Source organism: Pseudomonadota bacterium (assembly GCA_026390555.1).
Lineage (GTDB): Bacteria > Bdellovibrionota_C > UBA2361 > UBA2361 > OMII01 > OMII01.
The window spans coordinates 1-20450 of sequence record JAPLFS010000036.1; the positions used below are offsets into that span (position 1 = coordinate 1).

A 20450-nucleotide genomic window follows, 5' to 3' on the forward strand; every position below is an offset into this window, starting at 1 on the left:
ACGTGCTCGAATGAAGCTCACAACTTATCAACAAGTTATGAGTCTCCCCCCTCGAGCACCCCCCTCCAGCCCCTGCGGGGCTGAGGAACAGCCGATGCTACTGATTTAAGACTATGTGTTCAAAGAAAGGGGACCTTGACAGAAGTATAGACCCATTTTTAGCCACGCGTTCTCTACGAATTTTTGGTGGCAGATGATCGAGTTCGTGGCGAAGTACTTCAAATAATTCGAGTCGTTGGGCATCATAGGGTCGGCCGAGAACTCGAGCCTGGGAACGTGGCGAGGTAAGTTCACTTGTACGCGAGGACAGAAGCGTTCCTACCAATTTGTCGAGCTCTTTGAATTGCTTGGTAAGCTCCAGTACGCCGGCGATGCCGCGTGCTTCATCCCGAAGTCGATTAAGCTCAGTCGGGCCATGACGGGACAAAAGATCCTCTAGAAAATCTTCCATCTCCTGACGTCCAAGGGTTCTCGGTGTCGCCCCGTCGCGGGAACGTGACTCTCGAAAGTTCTCGAGGCAGGCTCGGGCAGAAGAGGAGAGCTTTAGTCCACCAACAAAATCGCGATCAGTCGCTAGTGCTGTTGCTCCGCGCCGGGGGCGGAGCACGATTCCCGGAAGTGTGAGTGGATTTTTTTTCCCCGAAATCAGAAACACTGAGCCGTCGGCGGCTGGTCTATTCTCAATCGCTGTCCGATCCGCAATTAAGGCCCCTGGAAATAGTGCCGCTACCAAAACCCAGAGATTTCGACGCACAATCGTCTCCGGTGCATCACTCAGATTTGTAGAGTAGACCCGGGAAGCCAATTTTCTGATGTTCCCCCGCTTAAATTCCCGGGCAACCAGGGACGCAATTTCTGAAGTGGACACAAATGCCTCCGGCAACGCCGAGGGCATTTTTTTGGGTGATAAGGCTCCGGTTTTTGTCTCTTTTGTCATTTTTCTGGGTTTAACGAGGTGTGGTTGTCATTTTTCTGGGTTTAAGGAGCAAACCATACACGGGGAATTGGGGCAACATTTTTGTGAGTCGCTATATAGGTAGGACTTTTGCACTTTTCCACAGGGTGACCGATTTTTCTGCGCGCAAGCATGAAACCAGGCTGATGCTTGATCTGCCCCGAGCAGCGCTATTTTTAGCGCTCTCTCAACTAGCTCTATCGAGTGCTCCGTCATTGACCTAAACACCGAGAACTTTTCGAGTAAAGCGTTCCATAACCGTTGCCAAGTCTGAAGGTCGTCTGCTAGACGTTTATGCCCGTAACCAGGATGCTTCAGCATCACCGCTTTAATGCTACGCCTGAGCGCTTCATCTTTGTCAGGCTGCTTGTGCCGGTAGTGCAGCATGCCACGAGATACGCCTAGCTCCCTAGCTAGTGCGCTCTTGTTTCCTCTGGGTGCCAACTATCCTTTAAACTCCTCCTAATGTTGCTAGGAGCCGGTAATAAGATCTGAGCTATAGCTGTCCTATACCTTAAGAGCTGCATCCGCTGTAAAACCCACGACCAAGAGCTTGGTAAATAGCAAAACTGGGGCGATAGATCGGCGGCCTTCATGTCTGAAATTATGAATTATGGTGGAAACGAGTTTGCGCGATGTTTTGCGCGGTTGATAGAGCAGGAGTGACCCCGTACCAATGATCCTAGAGAGTAATATTCTGAAAAAACAGGCCGGACGAAAAGATGTGCCAGCCGAGTAGCCGATATTCCTCCGGCCCAAGGAGAAGCCATCCAGCAACGAGGACCGCAATCAACAATCAACAATCAACACGGCTAACAGCGCTGGAAAAATTCGGCGAATACGGCGGTGATAGAATCGCAGGATGGAAAAGCGCTGCGAGTCGAAGTCATCGAGGATGATACGTGTAATTAAGAACCCCGAGATAACGAAGAAAACATCGACCCCAATGAAGCCACCCGGACACCACTCGGGAAAAGCATGAAAGGCGACGACGATAAGCACCGAGACAGCCCGAAGGCCGTCGATGTCCCTCCTATAGCTCGAAACCGATTCGTGTGACATGGCACCCTAAACACAACCTACCATATGCCCTGAGCCTCTCTCTATTGAGATGTGAGCTCCTCTGGGGTGGGCAGTCGAGTAAATGAGAACGCTGTGAGCGGCTGATTGGAGTTTGTTACCTGCGGCACTCGAATCACCTGCACTATCTCGATTCCCTCCGACAGAGGCTGTGCCCCAGAAATGATAGGCTCGACCTCTGAAGCGCCCCCCACAAACAACCCGAGAAACGGATCCGTTGGCTTGAACCATGGCGGAACAGTGGGCAGATCAGCGCGGGTCCACTTGGCTTCCGGGAAATAGTACGACGCGAAATCAGGGAATGTCTTCCGGGCTCGATCGACATTGAAAAAGCCACCAATTATGACGTGTTTTATATTTTTATCAGCCAACTGGGAGTAAATATGGTCCAATACTTCGGCATGAGGAAAGGTGGCTCGCTGCCGAACTGCGAGGTCCGGCGCAAAGCTCTTCGCCTGCGACGTTGCAAGAGAGAGGTGTAGCAGGAGCAATAATGAGCAGATTGCGGGAAAGATATACCTGGGCCCCTTGTTCCGCAGCGTCCCGAAACCGAAGAAGATGAGCAACCCGAGTACGGGGAAAACGGGTACGGCCCGATGTAGAGAAAAGGGGATGGGGGGAGCTGCATATCCCTTGGCATAGGCGGCCAATAGCACATGAGCGATGCTCCATGCGAAGGCGCACACTGCCATGATGACGATCTTGCTGTTTTTCAGCCGCAGCAGCAGAAAGAGCGCAATCAGGACACACGCCATTGAATATGCGCTGGCATGGACCGCTTTGGCGCCCCACGGCAGGTAGAAGATGGCCCGCAGAAGGGGAGCGATGGTTGATGGGGCATCAGGCAGTGGTGAGCTTGAAACCACTTTCGCCAGCTTAATGTCAAACCGATGCGCAAGGCTTAGCGCGAAGTGCACCAGAGACCAGGCGCTAACCGCCACGAATGCGACTATCCCCGATCGCCTTGTAGGCAGACAGTTAAGTGCGAGTAGGGCAAGCATTCCTGCAGCGAAAAAATACACCGATAATGCGGGCGTATAAGAGAAAAGGAGGTACTGAATCGAGAGAAGCGCAAGCCCAACGTTCCAGGCGGTGAAGGCGAATGAGGCTTGGAGAAGGATTCCGAGCGTCAAGAGCGTTAGGCAAAGGGGGAAGATAGATTGCTCATACACTGAGGTTAAGAAGAAGTAGAAAGTGGATTGTAGCGGCATGAGCAGCGCAGTGCAAAGAAGGACATATCCTCCATATCCTCGCGCCACTGCCTTTCCCAGGCCTACCGCGTACGCACCGAATCCCAGGGCCAAACAAAAGACGTACACGACATTAAGATTGAAGGTGCTCGGGCCAAAAAAACGCCATAGGAACGCCTGGGGTATGTATTGCCGAGTGTTATAGCCCAGGAAGCACCAGGAATAAGCAATTTCACCGAGGCCACCCTCCTTGAGCCACTTGCCGCTCGCGCATGCGGCTTGTCGGGCCGCTTCCGGATTCATGGTGCTTGGTCTGCCAAACTCAGAGAGCGGTGTGGCCAAAGCAAAGCCGATGATCGCTAAGACTGACAAACAGGTGAACAGATGTATGGGAGTCCAATACGAACGTCTTCGCAATGGCTCAATCAAGGACCACATGACCGAGCCGGTGACAATCATCAGGCTGAGTCCCCACAAGAAGAAGGCAAGAGAAGGCTTAACTGTCCATCGTGGGGTGAGCGAGGAGACTACCTGAATGACGTCGAGGGCGAATATGGAAATAGCGAGTGCAAGTGGCGTGTACCTCATGGGCTCTGAGGGGCATACAAGGCAGCCCCTCCCTCCCGATGAATTAGGGCGAATAGCTGTGGATTCACCTCAAATTTTTGAAAAGGTGTAGACGCGCTGACTTCAGGGTACGTGCGCCTCTCCGTCTCTGAAACAACAAAGAAATTAATTCCATTTACAACAAGAATTTCATGGGCGCGCATAGCGTCGTCCGTTCTGTAAAATTCGTTTATCAGCTCCTTGCGCCTCAAAATCTCTTGGTGAGGCACCCCACGCTTTACGGTGTGGGCCTCCCAGTGGGCAAAATCTGGAAAGCCCAGGTTCATCGTGACTCTCCCTAGCCCGCCGGCTCCCCAGGCGTCTAAGATGCGAGGAAATCCCTGAATGTTTGCGGACATCCATTGCAGCAGTTTTCCCATATCCCTCTCGGAGCTAAGCAGTGGCGCTATGCTGTCTAGGTTAGCCGCCCGCAGTCGCTTTGTGAAGTCGGGAAGTATTGATTTTATGAGAACAGCCCCGGATGCGAGAGAGACGCATACGATGCCAACCTGAGCGACCCGCATCAGCCGAGTGAAACGAGAGCCTTGGTTAGCAAGCCACATGAGCGCAGCAAGCCACAGCAGCACAGAGAGCTGAAAGAAGGTTTTAAAGAGAGTAATTGTGCGGTCAAAAATGACAACAAACTCAATGGCGAAGATAAGCAGGGCGCTCGCCAGAAGAATTTGTCGAGCGACAGGTGTCACCGACCAGTTTGTCACGACTATCGCAACAAGAAGTGCGGGAATGACCTGAGCAGCAAGCTCAAGCACCGAGAACGGGTTGCCAATCTGACGGTGGGCGAAGTATGCCAGGCCCATCATGAGAAAGAAAATCGACGCCGCCCAATACCGTCGCCTCGTTGAGATTCCGTCCTCAAGGCGAGCCAGTGCGCCACACAGCACTATCATGATCGGAAACCCAAAAAACAAAAGAACCTGATTGACCGACACCCACTCGCTTCGCAAAATCCCCACTGCCAGGGGCTTGGGACCAACGATGGAAGCAAAGAATGGGGCACATGTGCAGAGAGCTGCCGCTCCGGCAAGCGCAAGCTGAGGCCAGAGTGCAAGCGCACGACGGGGTTCCGTTAGAATCACAGCCACGAAGATGGCGATGATCATAAAGACATCCCAAGTGTTGGAGACAGGAGTGAGCCCGGCTGAAAAGCCAAGGAACGCCGCAAGTATCCACGAGGACGAGCGAGACTCGGAGCGCATCAGGGCCAGCAGGAAGAAAGCGCATGTTATACCAAGGGCGAGCCCGATATTGTGGGCATGCAGGTCAGCGAATAGGTACGTCCACAGGGGGAACTCACTGAAATGCCCGTGGGCAAAAACGCGGCTGCCTTTCCAAAAAAGATCGGAATTAATCGGAATGCGCTCAGCGAGGACAAGCCAAAGCGTCTGTGCATTTCCCGCAAGCACGCATACAAGCGCGCCCTGAAATGCCCGGGATTCACGCAGCCCACCTAGACGCAGCATTGCATAACATGCCGAGGCCAGGGTGGCCGCGTTCGTGGCGACCGCAAGGCCGTAACCCACCGCGGAGGGAATGCCGCCAAGGCGGTGCCACAAGGCATGAGCAAAGCTTCCAAAGTAGTAGTATTGCATTTGAACCCCCGCCGCCCAGGGGTCTTGGGGCGGGAGCTGATTGTTGCGGATAAAAAAATTCAGGAAGGTAAAGTTCATCGCCTTTTCTCCTCCTCCGAGGGAGCAGTGGAGGGACCAAATAAAGGTGAAGACGATGAAAACACTCAGGAAGAGGATCTCAGGAACGAGTATGGCTCGCCCGTGGGCTCGAAGGGACCGTCGCTGAAAACGAAATTGCTTGCCTAATAGAAATGCTCCCAACAGGGCAGCACCTACAAACACCGCTCGGATCCATTCGGTATGCAATTCGCACAAGCCGGCGGAGGCTGGGGCTGCGATAATCCAAGCGAAGCCAAACAACCCGAACACTTTCGCAAGTGCCCATGAAACATCATCAGGGATCTCTTTCGCCCTAAGGAGCATCGCATGAAACAGAAGAGCAGCCGGCAGGAATAGGCCTGACCAGAGAACCACATAAGTAATTTGCATGACAGGGGAAATAGGCGACGACTCCATCATAGCATCTCTATCACCCAGATCGAGTTTCTTCTATACCTAAAGGTTGCGGGGAGTCGCGGGGTATCGGGGTGAAAGCGGCGTACTTGGGGGCGTAGCAGCGCTTCCTGAGTGGGTATTAGGTACGGGAATGTATCGCTAGGAAGATCGATCGCTTTTCGCAAGTAGCTGATCTGCAGTAGGCAGGTAAGTCACGAGCTCGCGAGAGCGATTGGATTAGGGCAAAATGTGCAGTCGGTTGCTCCTGCGCCGCACCTCCAAGCGCTGGGGCGAGCCAAGGCAGGTGGGCTACGTAGCGAAAAAAGCTGTTTACATAATGGCTCCTCATCCCGTCACCGAGGAATCGGAGTTTAGAACTCATCAGGAGATGGTTCAACGTCGCTCTCCACAGGAGGCTCAAACGACTCGTACGATGGGCGTTCATCGATTGCGTGTGAGGTATCGATGAATTTGGAAATTGGAGGCGGTGCTCTGAAATCAGCGATCTCCTGTGACGTTATGATGTCCTTGATAGAGTGCGCGTCTTGAATGAAGGCGATGATGCCAATTTGCGCCTTGCACTTGCCTTCGACCCGAGCTCGACTCGACTGAGCTCGCCGAAGTCAGGCCGAAGGTGGGCACTCTAGGCGGTCAATCCCATAGTTGCGCTCTCTGCACGCGGCTCAACTACTTTTACGGAACTCTCGCCGATAGTCGCTCTTTGGTTCTTCAGCTGGGGAAGGAAAGAGCCTGACGCGATCACCTCGGCGCCTACACGAGTACCAGCCGTAGTATCTTGTGATGCTCTCGTAGGGCTTTGGTATATGACACGAGAGTTGAGCAATAAACTCCAGCGCGTCAAACTCTTCAGCCGCGCCGTCCTTGGTGGTATAGTTTGCGATGTCGTCTCGTATTGAGAGCTTCTCAAGTGAAGGGGGAGCGCGCTCGATGTCACGTGCGACAAACTGCTCAATCTCTTTGTCGTGAAAGGGGGCCTTATCCAGACGCCGAAGCCAGTGTGGTCTTGTGACAGTATCTGCGCCACGTCATCGTCAGAGATCAGCCCTCGCTTGTGTGTTTGAGGGAGTGCCCGTTCAGCGAAGGCTTCCTCGATTGCTTTGAGGGCCACTTGTGAGGACCTGGCGAAGACACCGTCTTTCCAGTAGCCGTCAGCGAGGAGTTCATGAAGGCGGGGGGTGGTTGTTTAGTGCCTCGCCAGCAACTGCTGCCCTGTGGGCAGCATGCCAGGGAGCGGATGGGCACTCCTGCTCAAGCCTCTCTGACAGACAGCAACTGGGAGGAGAGTTGGTGGTGCGAGACAACACAGTCTTTTGCCCATTAAAGGTGAAAGTAATCCATGATTCTATTTATAAGAGCAGGATTCGATTGAGCAAAGTGGCCTTTTCTGCTTTAGTTGTTTGTGATGAAACGCGGAAACAGGACTGTAAGTGCCCTCTACAGTTGAGAGAAGAGTTCTAAAACTTAAGGAGTCATTAGCCTGCAGAGCGTTATTTCTTTAGGCGGCCGGCAAAACCAACCCGTTGGGATAAAATATATGGATTTGTAGGGCGACTGAATTTTGGAAGTTAAAAATTCAACCTATATTTGCAAATCAGATGAGCCTGCTGAAGTCCGGGTGTGCGCGCGGGGTTTTCGTGTTTCGAAATTTAAAAGGTGTCTGAGGTCTAGCTTCGCAGCAGGTTGTTGATTTGCCGACCTCCTTCAAGGGGCGATTGGGAACAAGCAACAGACCTGCGGTAGGCTTACGCGGATTATTGATAGTCTAGGGCCTGCTTGCTCCCAATTCATATTTTCGTAAACAGGTTTAAATAGTCAGTCGTTTTTGCTGATTTTAAGAGGAGAAAATGAAGCAACTTGAACGACCTTATGTTCCTACCCTAGCACTCGTAGGGTTATTGCTGATAACCGTTCTGCACCACATCCTTGCCATACAAGCATGGCCCTGGCGAACAACTCTAGGGGAATTTGTTTTTGGCTATCCGGGTTGGCTCATTCCGTCGTTTTGTGTGTTCTTTCTATCAGGGCTGTCTGTGCGCGCTCTTAGGAATAACAACGAGTCAATTAGTTCTATACAACAACTGGCGTCCGCTGCGATTTGCGCAATCCTCCTGTGCCTTGCGTGGCACTTTAGAGGTTCTCCTGAGCGTGTGCCGCTTCAGCTAAGGCAGGGTTCGGATATCCGTTTTGTAATCATGCTGCTAGTTATATCACTGGTGGGATTGCCTATTTTCTTGTCGGCCAAAAGGCACAAAAATCTGCTTATTCAGGATAGGACCTGCAACGTTAACGACGCCGTTCTGCTATTTTTGTTAGTGTTGAATGTCTTATTGCTTGCCTTTTCGGAAGTCGTATTTTTGTCAGGAAGACCGGCTGCTTTTGATCAAATGGGGCCTTTAAGCTTCACTGTAAAATACTCGGATGTACCGAATGTCGTCGGCAATCCTCTGTTCGATATTCCCCGAATGTTTTTAACCTATGCAGGTGTGCGGTATTTCTCCGACGTGCTTATTTGCATGTACTATGGAGCGTTGTCGGTGACTTTGTTCAGCCTCGCGTTATCCACATTAGTTAGCCGGCAGGCTGCTTTTGCGGCTGCATTTTGTACTATTACGTTCAAGCATTTTTTAATGATTGTGTTCTCAGGCTCCAATGTGATTACTGCTCTGTTAGCAGTATCTGTCGGTACGTATTTGCTCTTTTGGATTGCGCCGGCTCTCGTAGCTCGGTGGTCCACTCGACGGCTTATTCTTGCTGGCTTATTTCTCGGTCTCTTCGGTATTGGATTGCTGTTCGGATATGCGGCGTCTCGCCTTCCAGCAATTGCTCTATCCGCGGTTATCGCTCTTTGTCTTGTCCTCTCTCTTTTTAAGTACGCTTACTCATCGTTTAGCCGAACATTCGTGTTGCTCGCTGTCTTCTTGGCGCCGTGCTTGTATTTGGCGCTAGTTTACAAATTCAATATCCAGAAATTTCAGCATGATTTTTTTGCCAGCACTATTCCCAATTTTGAAAGGATACTGCCGGAACGACCATCATACATACCACCCCATGTTGCTGGTTTGAGCCCCGATTTGCCGTTTGTTTATGGTGCTGCGAATGTGCGTTCGGAGACAGCTCCAGGTAAAGTCGAAGTTCGTACGTCAGTGTGGAGGCGCTCACTACCGGAGGCTCTCGGTGTTGCCGTGTTCCACACCAAGAACATATTCAAAGACTACACTTGGTTTCCGGGCGGTATTTTAATGTGGATGTGTCTGGCCGCTGGATTGTCGGCTATGCTGACTATGCGCTCATCGATCGCGGCTCGCGGATTGTGCCTTGTGATGTTTTGTGGTTTTGGAATCGTTTTCGTCCTACCGTTCTTTATAGTTACGTCACCGAACGAGTGGCGCAGGGGGTGTAGCGTGCTCCTGCTTTTTTGTGGCTTAGGAGGGATCGGGGTTTATACACTGTTGAGACTTCTCTTTCCCCGAGTGAGTGCCACATATATAGCTATGGCAACCGGTATGGTGTTCACTTCCCTTTCGGCACGAGCATCTCTAGCAAGTATTAATGCCCTCAGGGTGTACGATTTCGGAATGCAAAGAGCCTGCGAGTACAATCCCATACGAGCTTTGTTACGGGATGACGTTGCAACTCGTGATATCCAAATATACATAGCTGGCGAAAAAAAGAGCTATTGCTCAACCAGCATCACAGAAGCACTGCAAATGAAGCTGGGACGGGAGCGAGTTTTTCACCTTCCGATTTCCAGAGAAACATCGCTTGATCAGATGATTTCAGAAGTGCCGAAGGGAGCTACTGTGGCCGTAAACTGCGGGAAAGTGGGGGGAAGGAATAATGAGGATTTATGCGAGCGACTTATGCATGACCCTCGGGCGCGCTTGATCGATGAACTGAGCGACAAGTCGAATAATCTTTGGCTTTTGGAAAACCGAGAGTAATTCGTGATGTCGATAGGACATGGGTGATTGTAATCCGAGGACATCTGGGTGGGTGCTTCATGCGTGTTTCTGCTGATAGTGAATTAGGGTTGCTCAGGAACTTTTAAATAGAATTGTATCTACCACATGGATTTTCTATCCGGGAATCGCCTCGACAGCCATCTCTGCCTGTCCTCGGCTATCACCAACCTGGGCCAGACTTTAAGCTAATGCCCGGATTGGAGCACAGGGTTGCCACTTAAGACGGCAATCGGTGTTCGCCAAAGTGCTTAGCGAAATCCACCCCACAAAACGCTCCCTAGTTTCGCTAAATCATAAAAATCAGTCGTCCTCTCAATGATAGAGGATGAATATGCCCTGACATCTCCACTGCTTCCATAGAGGCAACTACCTATTGCTTCTATTTTATTGAGAGCCTGCAGATTCCCCCAACTCTAAAAGACGCGGTACGATCTTACTGGCACCCTCAAGTGACAGATGATTGGCATCGAAATACCAAGGGGCGCCATCTTTAACAGCGGCGCAATTTATTTCATCGCAGAAGATATCGGAAGGATCTACAACGCGAACTGACGGAGGGATGTCTTTAAGCCTCTCCGTGACGTATGCCGAGCGAAGAGCCCACCACTCCCTCGAAACACCGGCAATATTGCGCGGCGAAAGGCGGTTCTGGAAAACGAGGTCGGGCAAACTCTTGCGCACTTCGGGGGGTTGTAGCACCAATATCACTCTCTTGCCGCTGCTATTTAAACGATTGAGAACTTCAACATAGTTGTTCCAGATGTAAGCTCGACCCTCTGTCGAGCCCGCGGTCGGGAGATAGGGATAGTAAGGAAGGTGATCTTGAGAGAGATATCGATTAATTCGATAAATCACTACGACATTACGGATGTTAAGGTCGTCTACGATCTGATCTATGGCGTGCTCCGTCCAAGTCCTGCAGGTTTCTGCTCCCTTGCATGAATGATTAAACAAGGGCGCCTCCTTGGAGGAAAACTGTTTCAAAGCTTCGCCGCGTTCCTTGAGAGCAAGCCCTAGCATCATCGCGAGCTCGCTGGCATGACTATCTCCGAGAATCGCCCAGGAGGGGACTCCATCGTTATGGACGCAATGTGTCTTGGGTCGAGAGTCCCTCTCTTCATACAGACATTCGAGCCAGCGAGGACTTCGTCTAATTTGGCCCAGGACCTCACGCTGTTCAGTATTAACCCGCAACGCATCGAATCCATTGCTTACAACGCCATAGCAGCCAAAGGAGCCCACGCCAAATATACCTCCGATAGAAAAGACGAGGATTCCGATTCGGCTTACTCGGTGGGGGTCTCTAAACGGACGCTCAACAAATCGCCAACTAAGATATGCGAGACCGAAAGTCACGAGCGAAAGGAGGGAAAAGGCCCACTGCCCTGGGGCGGAAACACTAATGTGTCGGGCGAACGCGAAGAGCGGATAATGCCACAAGTAAGCGCTGTAGCTGATAAGGCCGAGTCCTACCAACAACCGCAGGGAGAGAAGAGAGGCGACGAAGGTACCGCGCACACAGAAAAGAATGAGAAGGCAGGTTCCAAGCGTTGGAGCTAATGTGTAGACACTGGGGAACGGAGTCTGTTTGCTAAAGGAGTAAATGCTGTAGGTAATGAGAGCTAGACCGGCTACGCTGGCAATATCATAGAGAGAGCGGATCCAGGGGTTATCCGGTAGGCGCACGGGACTAACTGAACGATACAATGCGACCGCTGCTCCGAGAAGGAGCTCCCAACCCCTCGTTGACAGAAGAAAGAACGCGCCATGCGGATAGTAAACTACTCCGATGTGAGCGGCCCCATAACTTGCGAAACCCAATACAACGACCACTGCCACCACCCACCTACGACCAAACGGCCATACAAGGGCAATTAGGATTGGGAAAAAGAGATAAAACTGCTCTTCAACAGCGAGGCTCCATGTGTGAAGAAGAGGCTTAAGCTCCGCGGATATATCGAAATAACCTGCTTCGGACCAAAACAGGAAATTCGAGCTGAAGAGAGAAAGAGTAAGCAGGCTTTTGCAAAACGAGACCATGTCTCTCGGGGGCAGCCAAAGCCAAGCCGGTATAAGACATGCCAACAACACAAGAAACAAAGCCGGCAGAATCCGCCGCGCCCGTCGTTCATAAAAGCGCGCTATTGATAAGTGGTTCGCCTCTTTGTCCGCAATGATTATGGAGGTAATGAGGTAGCCGCTTATAACGAAGAATACATCGACGCCAACAAAACCGCCCCCAAATGCAGGAAATCCAGCATGGAAGAGAATAACAGTGACAACAGCGATGGCTCGCAAGCCATCGATCTCAGCGCGATACTTCATATCCCCAGATCCACCATCTCAGTAAGCGCCAACACTTATTGGTGTCTTCTGATAGTTTTTTTCTAGCATATCCATCCATGGCTGTCTTGTAGGCAATCCGAGTAGTTGAGATCGCGAGAGAGTGATAGAGGCTTTCTTCGTTTTCCTCTCGTCGGTAAGCGTGGAGTTTATGTTGGACAGTGAGCATCGGGATACATAGCTCTTGCTTGAGACGCTCTGATCGCAAGGTGCCGTTCTAGGACTAGCATGCCCTTTCCTGAAGGCTGTGCCTGGCTCCATGAATGCCCGTCTCACTTGGTTGGCTTGTGCCAATTGGGAAACAGCTGCCGAGCGAATCACACCGCGCTTATGCAGGGGAAACTCGGTCTTGCGCGTGGGCGCTCGCTCGTAGTGCTTCTTAAGCCGCTCCGTGTTGAGCTGGGGCTTTGAAGCCATGTGGCTTGAAGGATAGTTGCTATGTAGACCCCTAAAAGAATCCCTCTCCGTCCGAAAGTAATCGAAGTAATTGAAATGACTAATTACTTTGAAAGGAGAGGGATATGGGAACACCCAGTTACGAAGGTAAGCAGGTGTATATGGGTTTGGATGTTCATCGTGAGTTTTTCGTTGCGAGTTGTATCTGTGATGGGGTTGTCGTCAAGCGGTGTCGCATGCCTGGGACGGCTGAGGCGGTTATCTCGCTGGTATCGAAGGAGTTTGGTGGCGCCAGCGTTCGCGCGGCATACGAGGCAGGGTACAGTGGTTTTTGGCTGTACCGAAAGCTCGTGGCGGCAGGGATTGACTGCATAGTGGTACACCCTGCGTCGATAGAGGTGTCCTCGCGTGACACCGTTAAGACGGACAAGCGGGATTCGTTGAAGATAGCGCAGCAGCTGGCCGCTGGGAGGTTGCGGGGCGTGAGGGTGCCGACCGAAGAAGAGGAACAGCGACGACTACTGACCCGTACTCGTGAGCAGCTCATGAGCAAGAAGCGTCGAGTGATGGTTCAGATACGGATGCGGTTGCATTATTTCGGGCTGTTCCCTGAGAGTATTCAGCGACGAATAAAGCTCCAAGATGTTGTGGATATGTTGGTCGGGCTTGAGGGAGAGTTGCAGCGTACGATAGGGATGCTGCGTGACGAATGGGTTGAGCTCGCAAAGAGAATCAAGGAGATCGATCGACTGCTCGTAGAGCAGGCAAAGGATGATCCGCTAGACGCGGTTTACCGGAGTGTCCCAGGAGTCGGCCCGCTTATATCGCGTATCCTCTCTGCAGAGCTTGGTGATATGAGTCAGTTCCGAAACGAGCGAGCGTTGTTCAGCTTTACTGGATTAACACCGAGTGAGTACTCAAGTGGTGGGCATATCTGTCGCGGGCACATCTCTCGCCAAGGTAACACCCGACTACGGCATATGTTAGTTGAAGCCTCGTGGAAAGCGGTAAGAAAAGACCCCGTTATTAAAGAGTATTACATCAAGCTCTCAGAGCGAATCGGCAAGAGGAAGGCGATCGTGGCGGTCGCTCGTAAGCTTGCCGGGCGCATCAGAGCTGCATTGAGGAAGCATGAGCATTATACGTTAGACTATAGAACAGCAGCGTAAGAGGTAGAGTTGTGGTAGTGGAAGGGAGCCAAGAGTAACGTAACTTTGATTTTCGGTGTGACCCCGTCGAACTTCCTGTGTCTGCGAAAGTATGCACGATTAATAGTTTGAGGCGCACCCCTTTTGTATTTTACGAAACAGCAACATGTGAGCGCTGCTTTGACAGTGACCACGAATAGCAGGTTGTTACGCGAAAGGTCTCCTTAGGTTTTTAAAGGCAACTCTACGCCAACGGTTTTAGTGAATACTTCGATTCTTTGGATCGGACGGGATTTTTTTGTCGTGACGTTGACAAGTCTCATAGCAGGAAGATCAATTCACTTTCCGCAAGTAGCTGATCTGCGGTCTCGACATTGCAACAGGACCCTTACAGGACCCTTGGTATGGCCGAAAGTTGTAGAAAAGTTGTTTATCGTCCCCAGATTACCGTTTTTGACCTAGCAGAAGAGCACGAGGGGACAGGCTAAGTAGCAAAAAATAGCATAACAGCTACACGTCCCCTACCCGGTCATCAAATGAAATGAAGCGGCGCTTAGAAGTCATCAGGTGACGGCTCAAAAGAGTCACAAGAGGAAAGCTCCTAGGTATCCTGCGAGGTATCTATAAACTTTGGGATAGCTGGCGGTACTCCGAAGTTTGGGAGACCCTCTGCCCTCATAATATCTGAAATTGTGGGCGCATCTTGAATAAACGCGATGATACGTATTTTGCGCGGTTGATGGAGCAGGAGTAACCCCGTAACAATTATTTACACCACTGATCAGCTCTCGCTTTAAGCTGTTTAAAAAGCTCTCCGCTACCGCGTTATCCCAGCAGTTGCCCCACCTACTCATACTCAGCGTCATCTTGTTACCTTGAGCTAATGGTATCCGTCCCCCCACCCCCATCCCATTTAGGTGGACCAAAAGTAACCCCGTGCCCACGGCCATTAAGTTAATGACTCAAGCTGATACAAGAGGTGTTTAGATGCCCCGAAATTAAGCCTATCCATACTGCGTCTGTACTGCCCACGCTCCTTAACTTAATGGCCGTAACCCCGTACCAATGATTAAGAAGATTGATTACGGGATGGGGAGGTGAGAGAGTTGTAATAGCAAAGCTAAGAATATCTATGTTAAGACCCTATGAAATTCTTGAATCATCTGCGCAGAGCTGAAGTATCGGCAATTATTTCTTTGCTTTGTGTCTCGGCGATTTTTGCACTAGTTTTAGCTCTCTATCATTGGCAGTACGGGCCTTCAGCTCCGTCTCAGGATGAATTTCATTTGGCACCAATTGAATCGATGCAGGGTGCGCTCGCTTTTGCTCTGCATATCTTCCCCATAATTGCGTTAGTGGGGTTTGGGCCGGTCACCTTATTGGGTGCTCCGGCTTACGCAATCTTGGTTTTGCTCAAATGCGATCGGTGGCCATTTGTTCTGTTACTTGGTGCTGCAGTGTGTGCGATCTCAATTCGCTATCCGATCTTTCCGATCATTCACCACCCGGGATGGCCTGGAACTGCTTGCATCATGGCGGTAGCATTACTGACTCATACCTTATTTTCAAGGCGGCTTGTTCCTCTGGCGTCTCTACTCTACTGGCTATTTATAGTGGCGTTGTGCATCGTTTTTGCAGAGGTCACCGTGCGCCTGTGGGGACTCTCTCCTCGTTATTCCCTTAAGGCTAAGGGGCTCGATTATGCCCTGCCCTTTGTGCTCGATGAGGATCTGCTCTATAGATTTCTGCCAGAACCTGCGCGCTCGATTAATACTCAGGGGTTTAGGGATCATGAGTTTCCGGCAAAATCACCTGATAAAAAACGGCTAGTCGTTCTAGGCGATTCATTTCCGATGGGGCTGATAGTTACCCCCTCAGACACATTCCCCAAAAAACTAGAGCAGCTCTTGCCAAACTATGAGGTGCTAAATCTCGGCGTTCAGGGCTACGGCCCCGATCAGGAGCTTAGGCTCTATTCTAAAATTGAGGCCACGCTCCAGCCTGATGAGGTTATCTGGTCCCTCTTTCCCAGTAACGATTATAACGATCTAATAAAAAACAACCTCCTATATCTAGAGTCGGGCGAGCTTGTTGCAACTAACCCCAATCCGATCTCTCAAAAGATGCCCCTACTTCATACCCCCCTTCTGATACGCTATCTCCTTAGCGGGCATTTCCTACCCCCTGAAGAGGAGGCCTCCCTGCACCCCATGCTGTTTCTTGATCACGAAAGCCCTCGCCCGGTTTCAACAGAGACCATTCGGCTGATGCATGAGATCGTAAAGAGTATGCAGACTCGCCTTAAGTCTAGTGGTGTAGCGCTCACCGCCGTAGTTATCCCCTCCTATGAGCAGGCGCAACTTCAGGCAACGGTCACCCATGAGTTAAACTTAAGGACCGTTCATATTCTCAATGAGCTTGGGGTTTCTACTATCGATCTCTCTCAAGCCTTTCGTAACCATCCGGAGTACTATACCGAGGAGGACCATCACCTTAGCGCTACTGGTCATCGGGCTGTGGCGGCAGCTATCGCTGCTGACCGCGTAAGTTCTCCTTTGCAGTAGCCCCTTCGGTATTATCTTGCACGTACTCAGAATATCGATTAGAATATCTGAGTATGGACAAGAGAATAATTAACATACTGCTATCACATAGCTTTTTCTTGTTTGGGGCTCGTGGAACGGGTAAAAGCACCCTCTTGCGGAGCATCATTCCTCAAAAAAACACACTCTGGATCGACCTCCTCTTGCCAGAAGAGGAGCAGTTCTATGCCGAGTCACCTCAGGGGCTCTCTCAAAGAATCTCTGAGATGCGGGTGCTTCCAGATTGGATCGTAATAGATGAGGTTCAAAAGGTCCCAAAACTTCTTGATGTCGCTCATTCTGAGATAGAGCTACGAAAATTAAAATTCGCCCTAACGGGATCTAGCGCACGAAAGTTAAAAAAGGGTGGCGCGAACCTTCTTGCAGGCAGAGCTTTTGTAAATCATCTCTACCCCCTCACCTTTACTGAGCTTGGTAGTGAGTTTAGATTCCTAGATGCCCTCTCTTGGGGCACGCTCCCTTTTGTCATAAACAATACAGAGGATGCGGCTCGCAGGGCCTATCTACAATCTTACGTCGATACGTACCTCAAAGAGGAGATCTTACAGGAGCAGATTATTCGAAACGTAGTGCCTTTTCGAAAGTTTTTGTCCATTGCGTCTCAACTAAGCGGCAGCATGCTCAACTACAATTCAATCGCCGCAGATTTAAAGGTTGATTGGGCAACCGTACGAAGTTATTTTGAAATCCTAGAGGATACTTTGTTGGGGTTTAATCTTCCTCCTTACGGCAGGTCTGTCAGAAAACAGCAGCTACAATCCAGTAAATTTTACCTATTCGACCTGGGAATTAAGCGCGCTCTCGACCGTACCCTTGCGCTTAAGCCATCTACGAGCCAGGCGATCGGGCCCCTATTTGAGCAGCTCGTGATCGCCGAGATCTATCGGCTTAATCACTACTACAAAAAAGACTTTGCGCTTTCCTATCTCGCAACACAGGGCGGACTGGAGGTCGATCTAGTAATCGAACGCCCCGGTGAAAAAACAGCGCTTGTGGAGATCAAGTCTAGCGAGTTGGTCACAGATAAACACATCCGCCACTTAGAAACACTTGTAGATGAATACGATGACTTTGAGGCCTTCTGTCTATGCAGAGAAACGCAGCCAAGAAGGGTTGGTAAGGTAAGGATACTGCCCTGGCAAATGGGGATCGGTGAACTCGGGCTAAGTTAAATAGGGGCCGTATCTGATACAAGCTCCCCAGCACGGTAGCGCTTTAGATACACCGCAAGGAGCGAGATTGCGCTGGGGGTCATACCAGATATGCGCAGCGCCTGCCCAATTGAGGCTGGCCTATGTTTCTTTAATTTATCGCGCGCCTCGGTCCGTAGCTGCTTAATAGCATCGTACGGAAAGTCGCTAGGAATCAGCTCTGACTCCATCTTTTTCAGACGCTGTACGTCACCCTCCTGTCGATCTAGGTAACCACTAAACTTGGTTTCGATCTCAAGTGCGGCTCTTAGATCGCTTGCAAGCTCGTGCTCATAGGGAAACTGCGCAAGGATATGCTCTAACGAGAGCTGCGGTCGCTTAAGGAGCTGCGATATCGTAACGCTATCCTTTAAGGCTGCGGTGCCAAGGGATTGCAGCCAGATGTTGTTCCGTTCTGTGGGCTTAATGCGTTGCGTTGTAAGCCAATTTGCGGCCTTTGCATGCGCCGTGCGCCTAGCCTCAAAACGCTCCTGCTGCTCAGCCGAAAGGAGCCCGTACTCAATTGCGAGCGGAGCGAGGCGCGCCGCTGCGTTATCCTCACGCAGGATAAGCCGATACTCAGCGCGCGAGGTAAACATGCGGTACGGCTCATCAACGCCGCTAACGGTAAGATCATCTGTCATCACCCCGATATAACCCTGGCCGCGGGTAATAATAAGCGACTCACGCTCAAGTATGCTAAGCGCTGCATTTGCGCCAGCAATAATCCCCTGCGCCGCCGCCTCCTCGTAACCGCTGGTGCCGTTTATCTGGCCGGCAAAATAAAGCCCTGCGATATCCTTTGTCTCGTAGCTTGGATTTAACTCACGCGGATCAACGAAGTCGTACTCAACTGCGTAACCTGGCGCTAGAAACTCAACGTTTTCAAGCCCCTTAATCTTGCGGATAAAGGCCTGCTGCACATCGAGGGGCAGGGAGGTTGAGATGCCGTTGGGATAAACGATATCAGAGCTAAAGCCCTCGGGTTCAAGAAACACGGTGTGGCTCGTCTTATCCGCAAAGCGAAATACCTTATCCTCAATCGATGGACAGTAACGGGGCCCACTCGACTGAATCTGCCCGTTAAACATCGGGCTGCGCTCTTTATTGGCGCGAATTAGATCGTGTACGGCTTCGTTTGTTGCTGTCATCCAGCACGAAATCTGGGGACGATTAATCGCGTCCGTCATAAATGAAAACGGCTGCGGTGGGGTATCTCCAGGCTGCTCCGTTAGTTGCGCGAGATCTATACTTGAACGACGCAGCCGCGGCGGAGTTCCGGTCTTTAAGCGACCGAGAGTAAAGCCAAGTGAGCGCAACGAATCACTCATACTATTAGATGCCTGATCGCCTAGCCGCCCGCCCTCGGTCTGGCTATCACCGGTGTGCATCAGCCCCCGTAAGAAGGTGCCGGTTGTAAGCACTACAGAGCGCGCATGAATTTGAGAGCCGTCGCGCAATTTAATTCCGGTGATGCGCCGATTGGAAACGATAAGCTCCGCGGCCTCGCCCTCAATGATAGTGAGGTTCGGCACCCCAGCTAGATAGCGCTGTATCCAACCCTTATAAAGATCCCTATCGGCCTGAGCTCGCGAAGCGCGCGCTGCCGCACCCTTACTAACGTTTAATATACGGAACTGAATTCCGGTGGCATCGATAGCGCGCCCCATCAGTCCACCGAGCGCATCTACCTCCTTAACGAGGTGCCCCTTACCAACTCCGCCGATAGCAGGGTTGCACGACATCTGTCCGATCCCTTCACGGCGCAGTGAAACCAGAACGGTTGGAACCCCAAGGCGTGCGGAGGCATAGGCAGCCTCAACTCCGGCATGCCCGCCCCCGATAACCACTACCTGTTTTAAAATATCACTACTCATCAGATTTTAATAAAGACTCGCAACTGCCTTATTCTACGAGGAGTTTCAGTCTTTCTCAACTAGTCCATTCAGCTACTTAGCATTTTTTATCTAGCCGATGCCTTTGTTTATAGCACCGAATTGGGGGTATCGTTCATCAATGCAGGTAAGAACCGCTTTCCCCGTCTAGTAGGCTAACTGATTGCCCTGACGAATATTTTACAAGTGTTCCCTGTTGTAGTTATGAAAAAGATACTGGCTTCGATAAAAAATTTTAGACTTCGCGGTACAGACACCGCCACTGCCACAGCTGCTACGCCTACTGCTGTGTTTTTTTGTGCCGCTATTCTCTCCTCGTACGCAACCGTTTTAACCCTCGTGTATCACCGTACCAACGGCTTTATGGCGGCTCCTGTAGTTAACGCGCCTAGTGCGGCTTCGCAGCTAGGTAGTGGCTCGGCCTCGTTCCGAAATCAGGTCGAGTTCGTCTCGAATATTATAAAAACCAACCTTCCTCTAAACCGCTCAAACGACGTGCTCGCTAAACTAATCGTTGAGGAGAGCCTGCGAGCCTCTATCGATCCCCTCTTTGTTGCTGCCGTTATCCGTTCAGAGAGCATGTTTCGTAGCGGGGTTGTCTCAATCCGTGGCGCCAAGGGATTAATGCAGATTATGCCGGAAACCGGGCGCTACGTCTCAGAGCGTGAGAATCTGCGCTGGGGTGGTAGCCATACCCTTAATGACCCAGCTCTTAACGTTCGTCTCGGAATCGCCTACCTTAAATATCTAGATCTAAAATTCAAGGGAGACCGTGAGCGCGTTCTAATCGCCTACAACTGGGGGCCGGGTAACTTATCGCAAGCCATTCGTTACCGCTCTAGCCCTCCCCGTCAGAGCGTCAACTATGCTCGTGGTATTATTAAACAGCACCATAATTGGCGAAAAAGCTTCGTGCAGGTTGCTGATGCTGCGCCGCTTTCCGCTGTGCGCCTGATGGTTGGATAAGCTGCTCTTCA

The 20450-nt window shown here is 51.1% G+C and carries 10 protein-coding genes and 1 pseudogene; 5 read left to right on the forward strand and 6 right to left on the reverse strand.

All coding sequences use genetic code 11. The features are described 5' to 3' along the window. Positions 1-97: 97 nt before the first annotated feature. The 4 genes and pseudogenes from NTV65_05395 to NTV65_05410 all read right to left on the reverse strand — a co-directional run bounded on the left by NTV65_05395 (position 98) and on the right by NTV65_05410 (position 5894). Complete coding sequence (locus NTV65_05395) at positions 98-754, reverse strand: hypothetical protein (GenBank protein MCX6114637.1); 657 nt, start codon at positions 752-754, stop codon at positions 98-100. Between the two features lie 1008 nt (positions 755-1762). Continuing rightward, positions 1763-2017 (reverse strand): annotated as a pseudogene (locus NTV65_05400) (acyltransferase). Between the two features lie 41 nt (positions 2018-2058). Next, complete coding sequence (locus NTV65_05405; GenBank protein MCX6114638.1) at positions 2059-3813, reverse strand: hypothetical protein; 1755 nt, start codon at positions 3811-3813, stop codon at positions 2059-2061. Further along, complete coding sequence (locus NTV65_05410; GenBank protein MCX6114639.1) at positions 3810-5894, reverse strand: DUF2298 domain-containing protein; 2085 nt, start codon at positions 5892-5894, stop codon at positions 3810-3812. The genes NTV65_05405 and NTV65_05410 overlap by 4 nt, the downstream gene beginning before the upstream one ends. Before the next feature lie 1886 nt (positions 5895-7780). Here NTV65_05410 and NTV65_05415 point away from each other — a divergent pair. Beyond that, complete coding sequence (locus tag NTV65_05415) at positions 7781-9877, forward strand: hypothetical protein (protein MCX6114640.1); 2097 nt, start codon at positions 7781-7783, stop codon at positions 9875-9877. 405 nt (positions 9878-10282) lie between these two features. On the opposite strand, the gene NTV65_05420 is transcribed toward NTV65_05415, so the two are convergent. Beyond that, positions 10283-12223 carry an acyltransferase family protein gene (locus NTV65_05420; GenBank protein MCX6114641.1) on the reverse strand — a complete coding sequence of 647 codons (1941 nt, stop codon included), beginning with the start codon at positions 12221-12223 and terminating at the stop codon, positions 10283-10285. Positions 12224-12762: 539 nt separating this feature from the next. Here NTV65_05420 and NTV65_05425 point away from each other — a divergent pair. From NTV65_05425 to NTV65_05435, 3 genes are all read left to right on the forward strand, one after another. After that, positions 12763-13806 (forward strand): IS110 family transposase, encoded by a 1044-nt coding sequence (locus NTV65_05425; GenBank protein ID MCX6114642.1) that lies wholly within the window; start codon positions 12763-12765, stop codon positions 13804-13806. A 1265-nt stretch (positions 13807-15071) separates the two neighbouring features. Continuing rightward, the gene (locus NTV65_05430; protein ID MCX6114643.1) at positions 15072-16349 is read left to right on the forward strand and encodes an SGNH/GDSL hydrolase family protein; all 1278 of its coding nucleotides are present in this window, start codon (positions 15072-15074) and stop codon (positions 16347-16349) included. A gap of 53 nt (positions 16350-16402) precedes the next feature. After that, positions 16403-17560: an AAA family ATPase gene (locus NTV65_05435; GenBank protein MCX6114644.1), complete on the forward strand. Its 1158-nt coding sequence runs from the start codon at positions 16403-16405 to the stop codon at positions 17558-17560. Here NTV65_05435 and mnmG read toward each other — a convergent pair. After that, positions 17557-19455 carry a tRNA uridine-5-carboxymethylaminomethyl(34) synthesis enzyme MnmG gene (mnmG, locus tag NTV65_05440; protein ID MCX6114645.1) on the reverse strand — a complete coding sequence of 633 codons (1899 nt, stop codon included), beginning with the start codon at positions 19453-19455 and terminating at the stop codon, positions 17557-17559. The two genes, NTV65_05435 and mnmG, sit on opposite strands and share 4 nt — an antisense overlap. Positions 19456-19677: 222 nt before the next feature. On the opposite strand from mnmG, the gene NTV65_05445 reads away from it, so the two are divergent. After that, the gene (locus NTV65_05445) at positions 19678-20439 is read left to right on the forward strand and encodes a transglycosylase SLT domain-containing protein (GenBank protein MCX6114646.1); all 762 of its coding nucleotides are present in this window, start codon (positions 19678-19680) and stop codon (positions 20437-20439) included. Positions 20440-20450 lie beyond the last annotated feature (11 nt).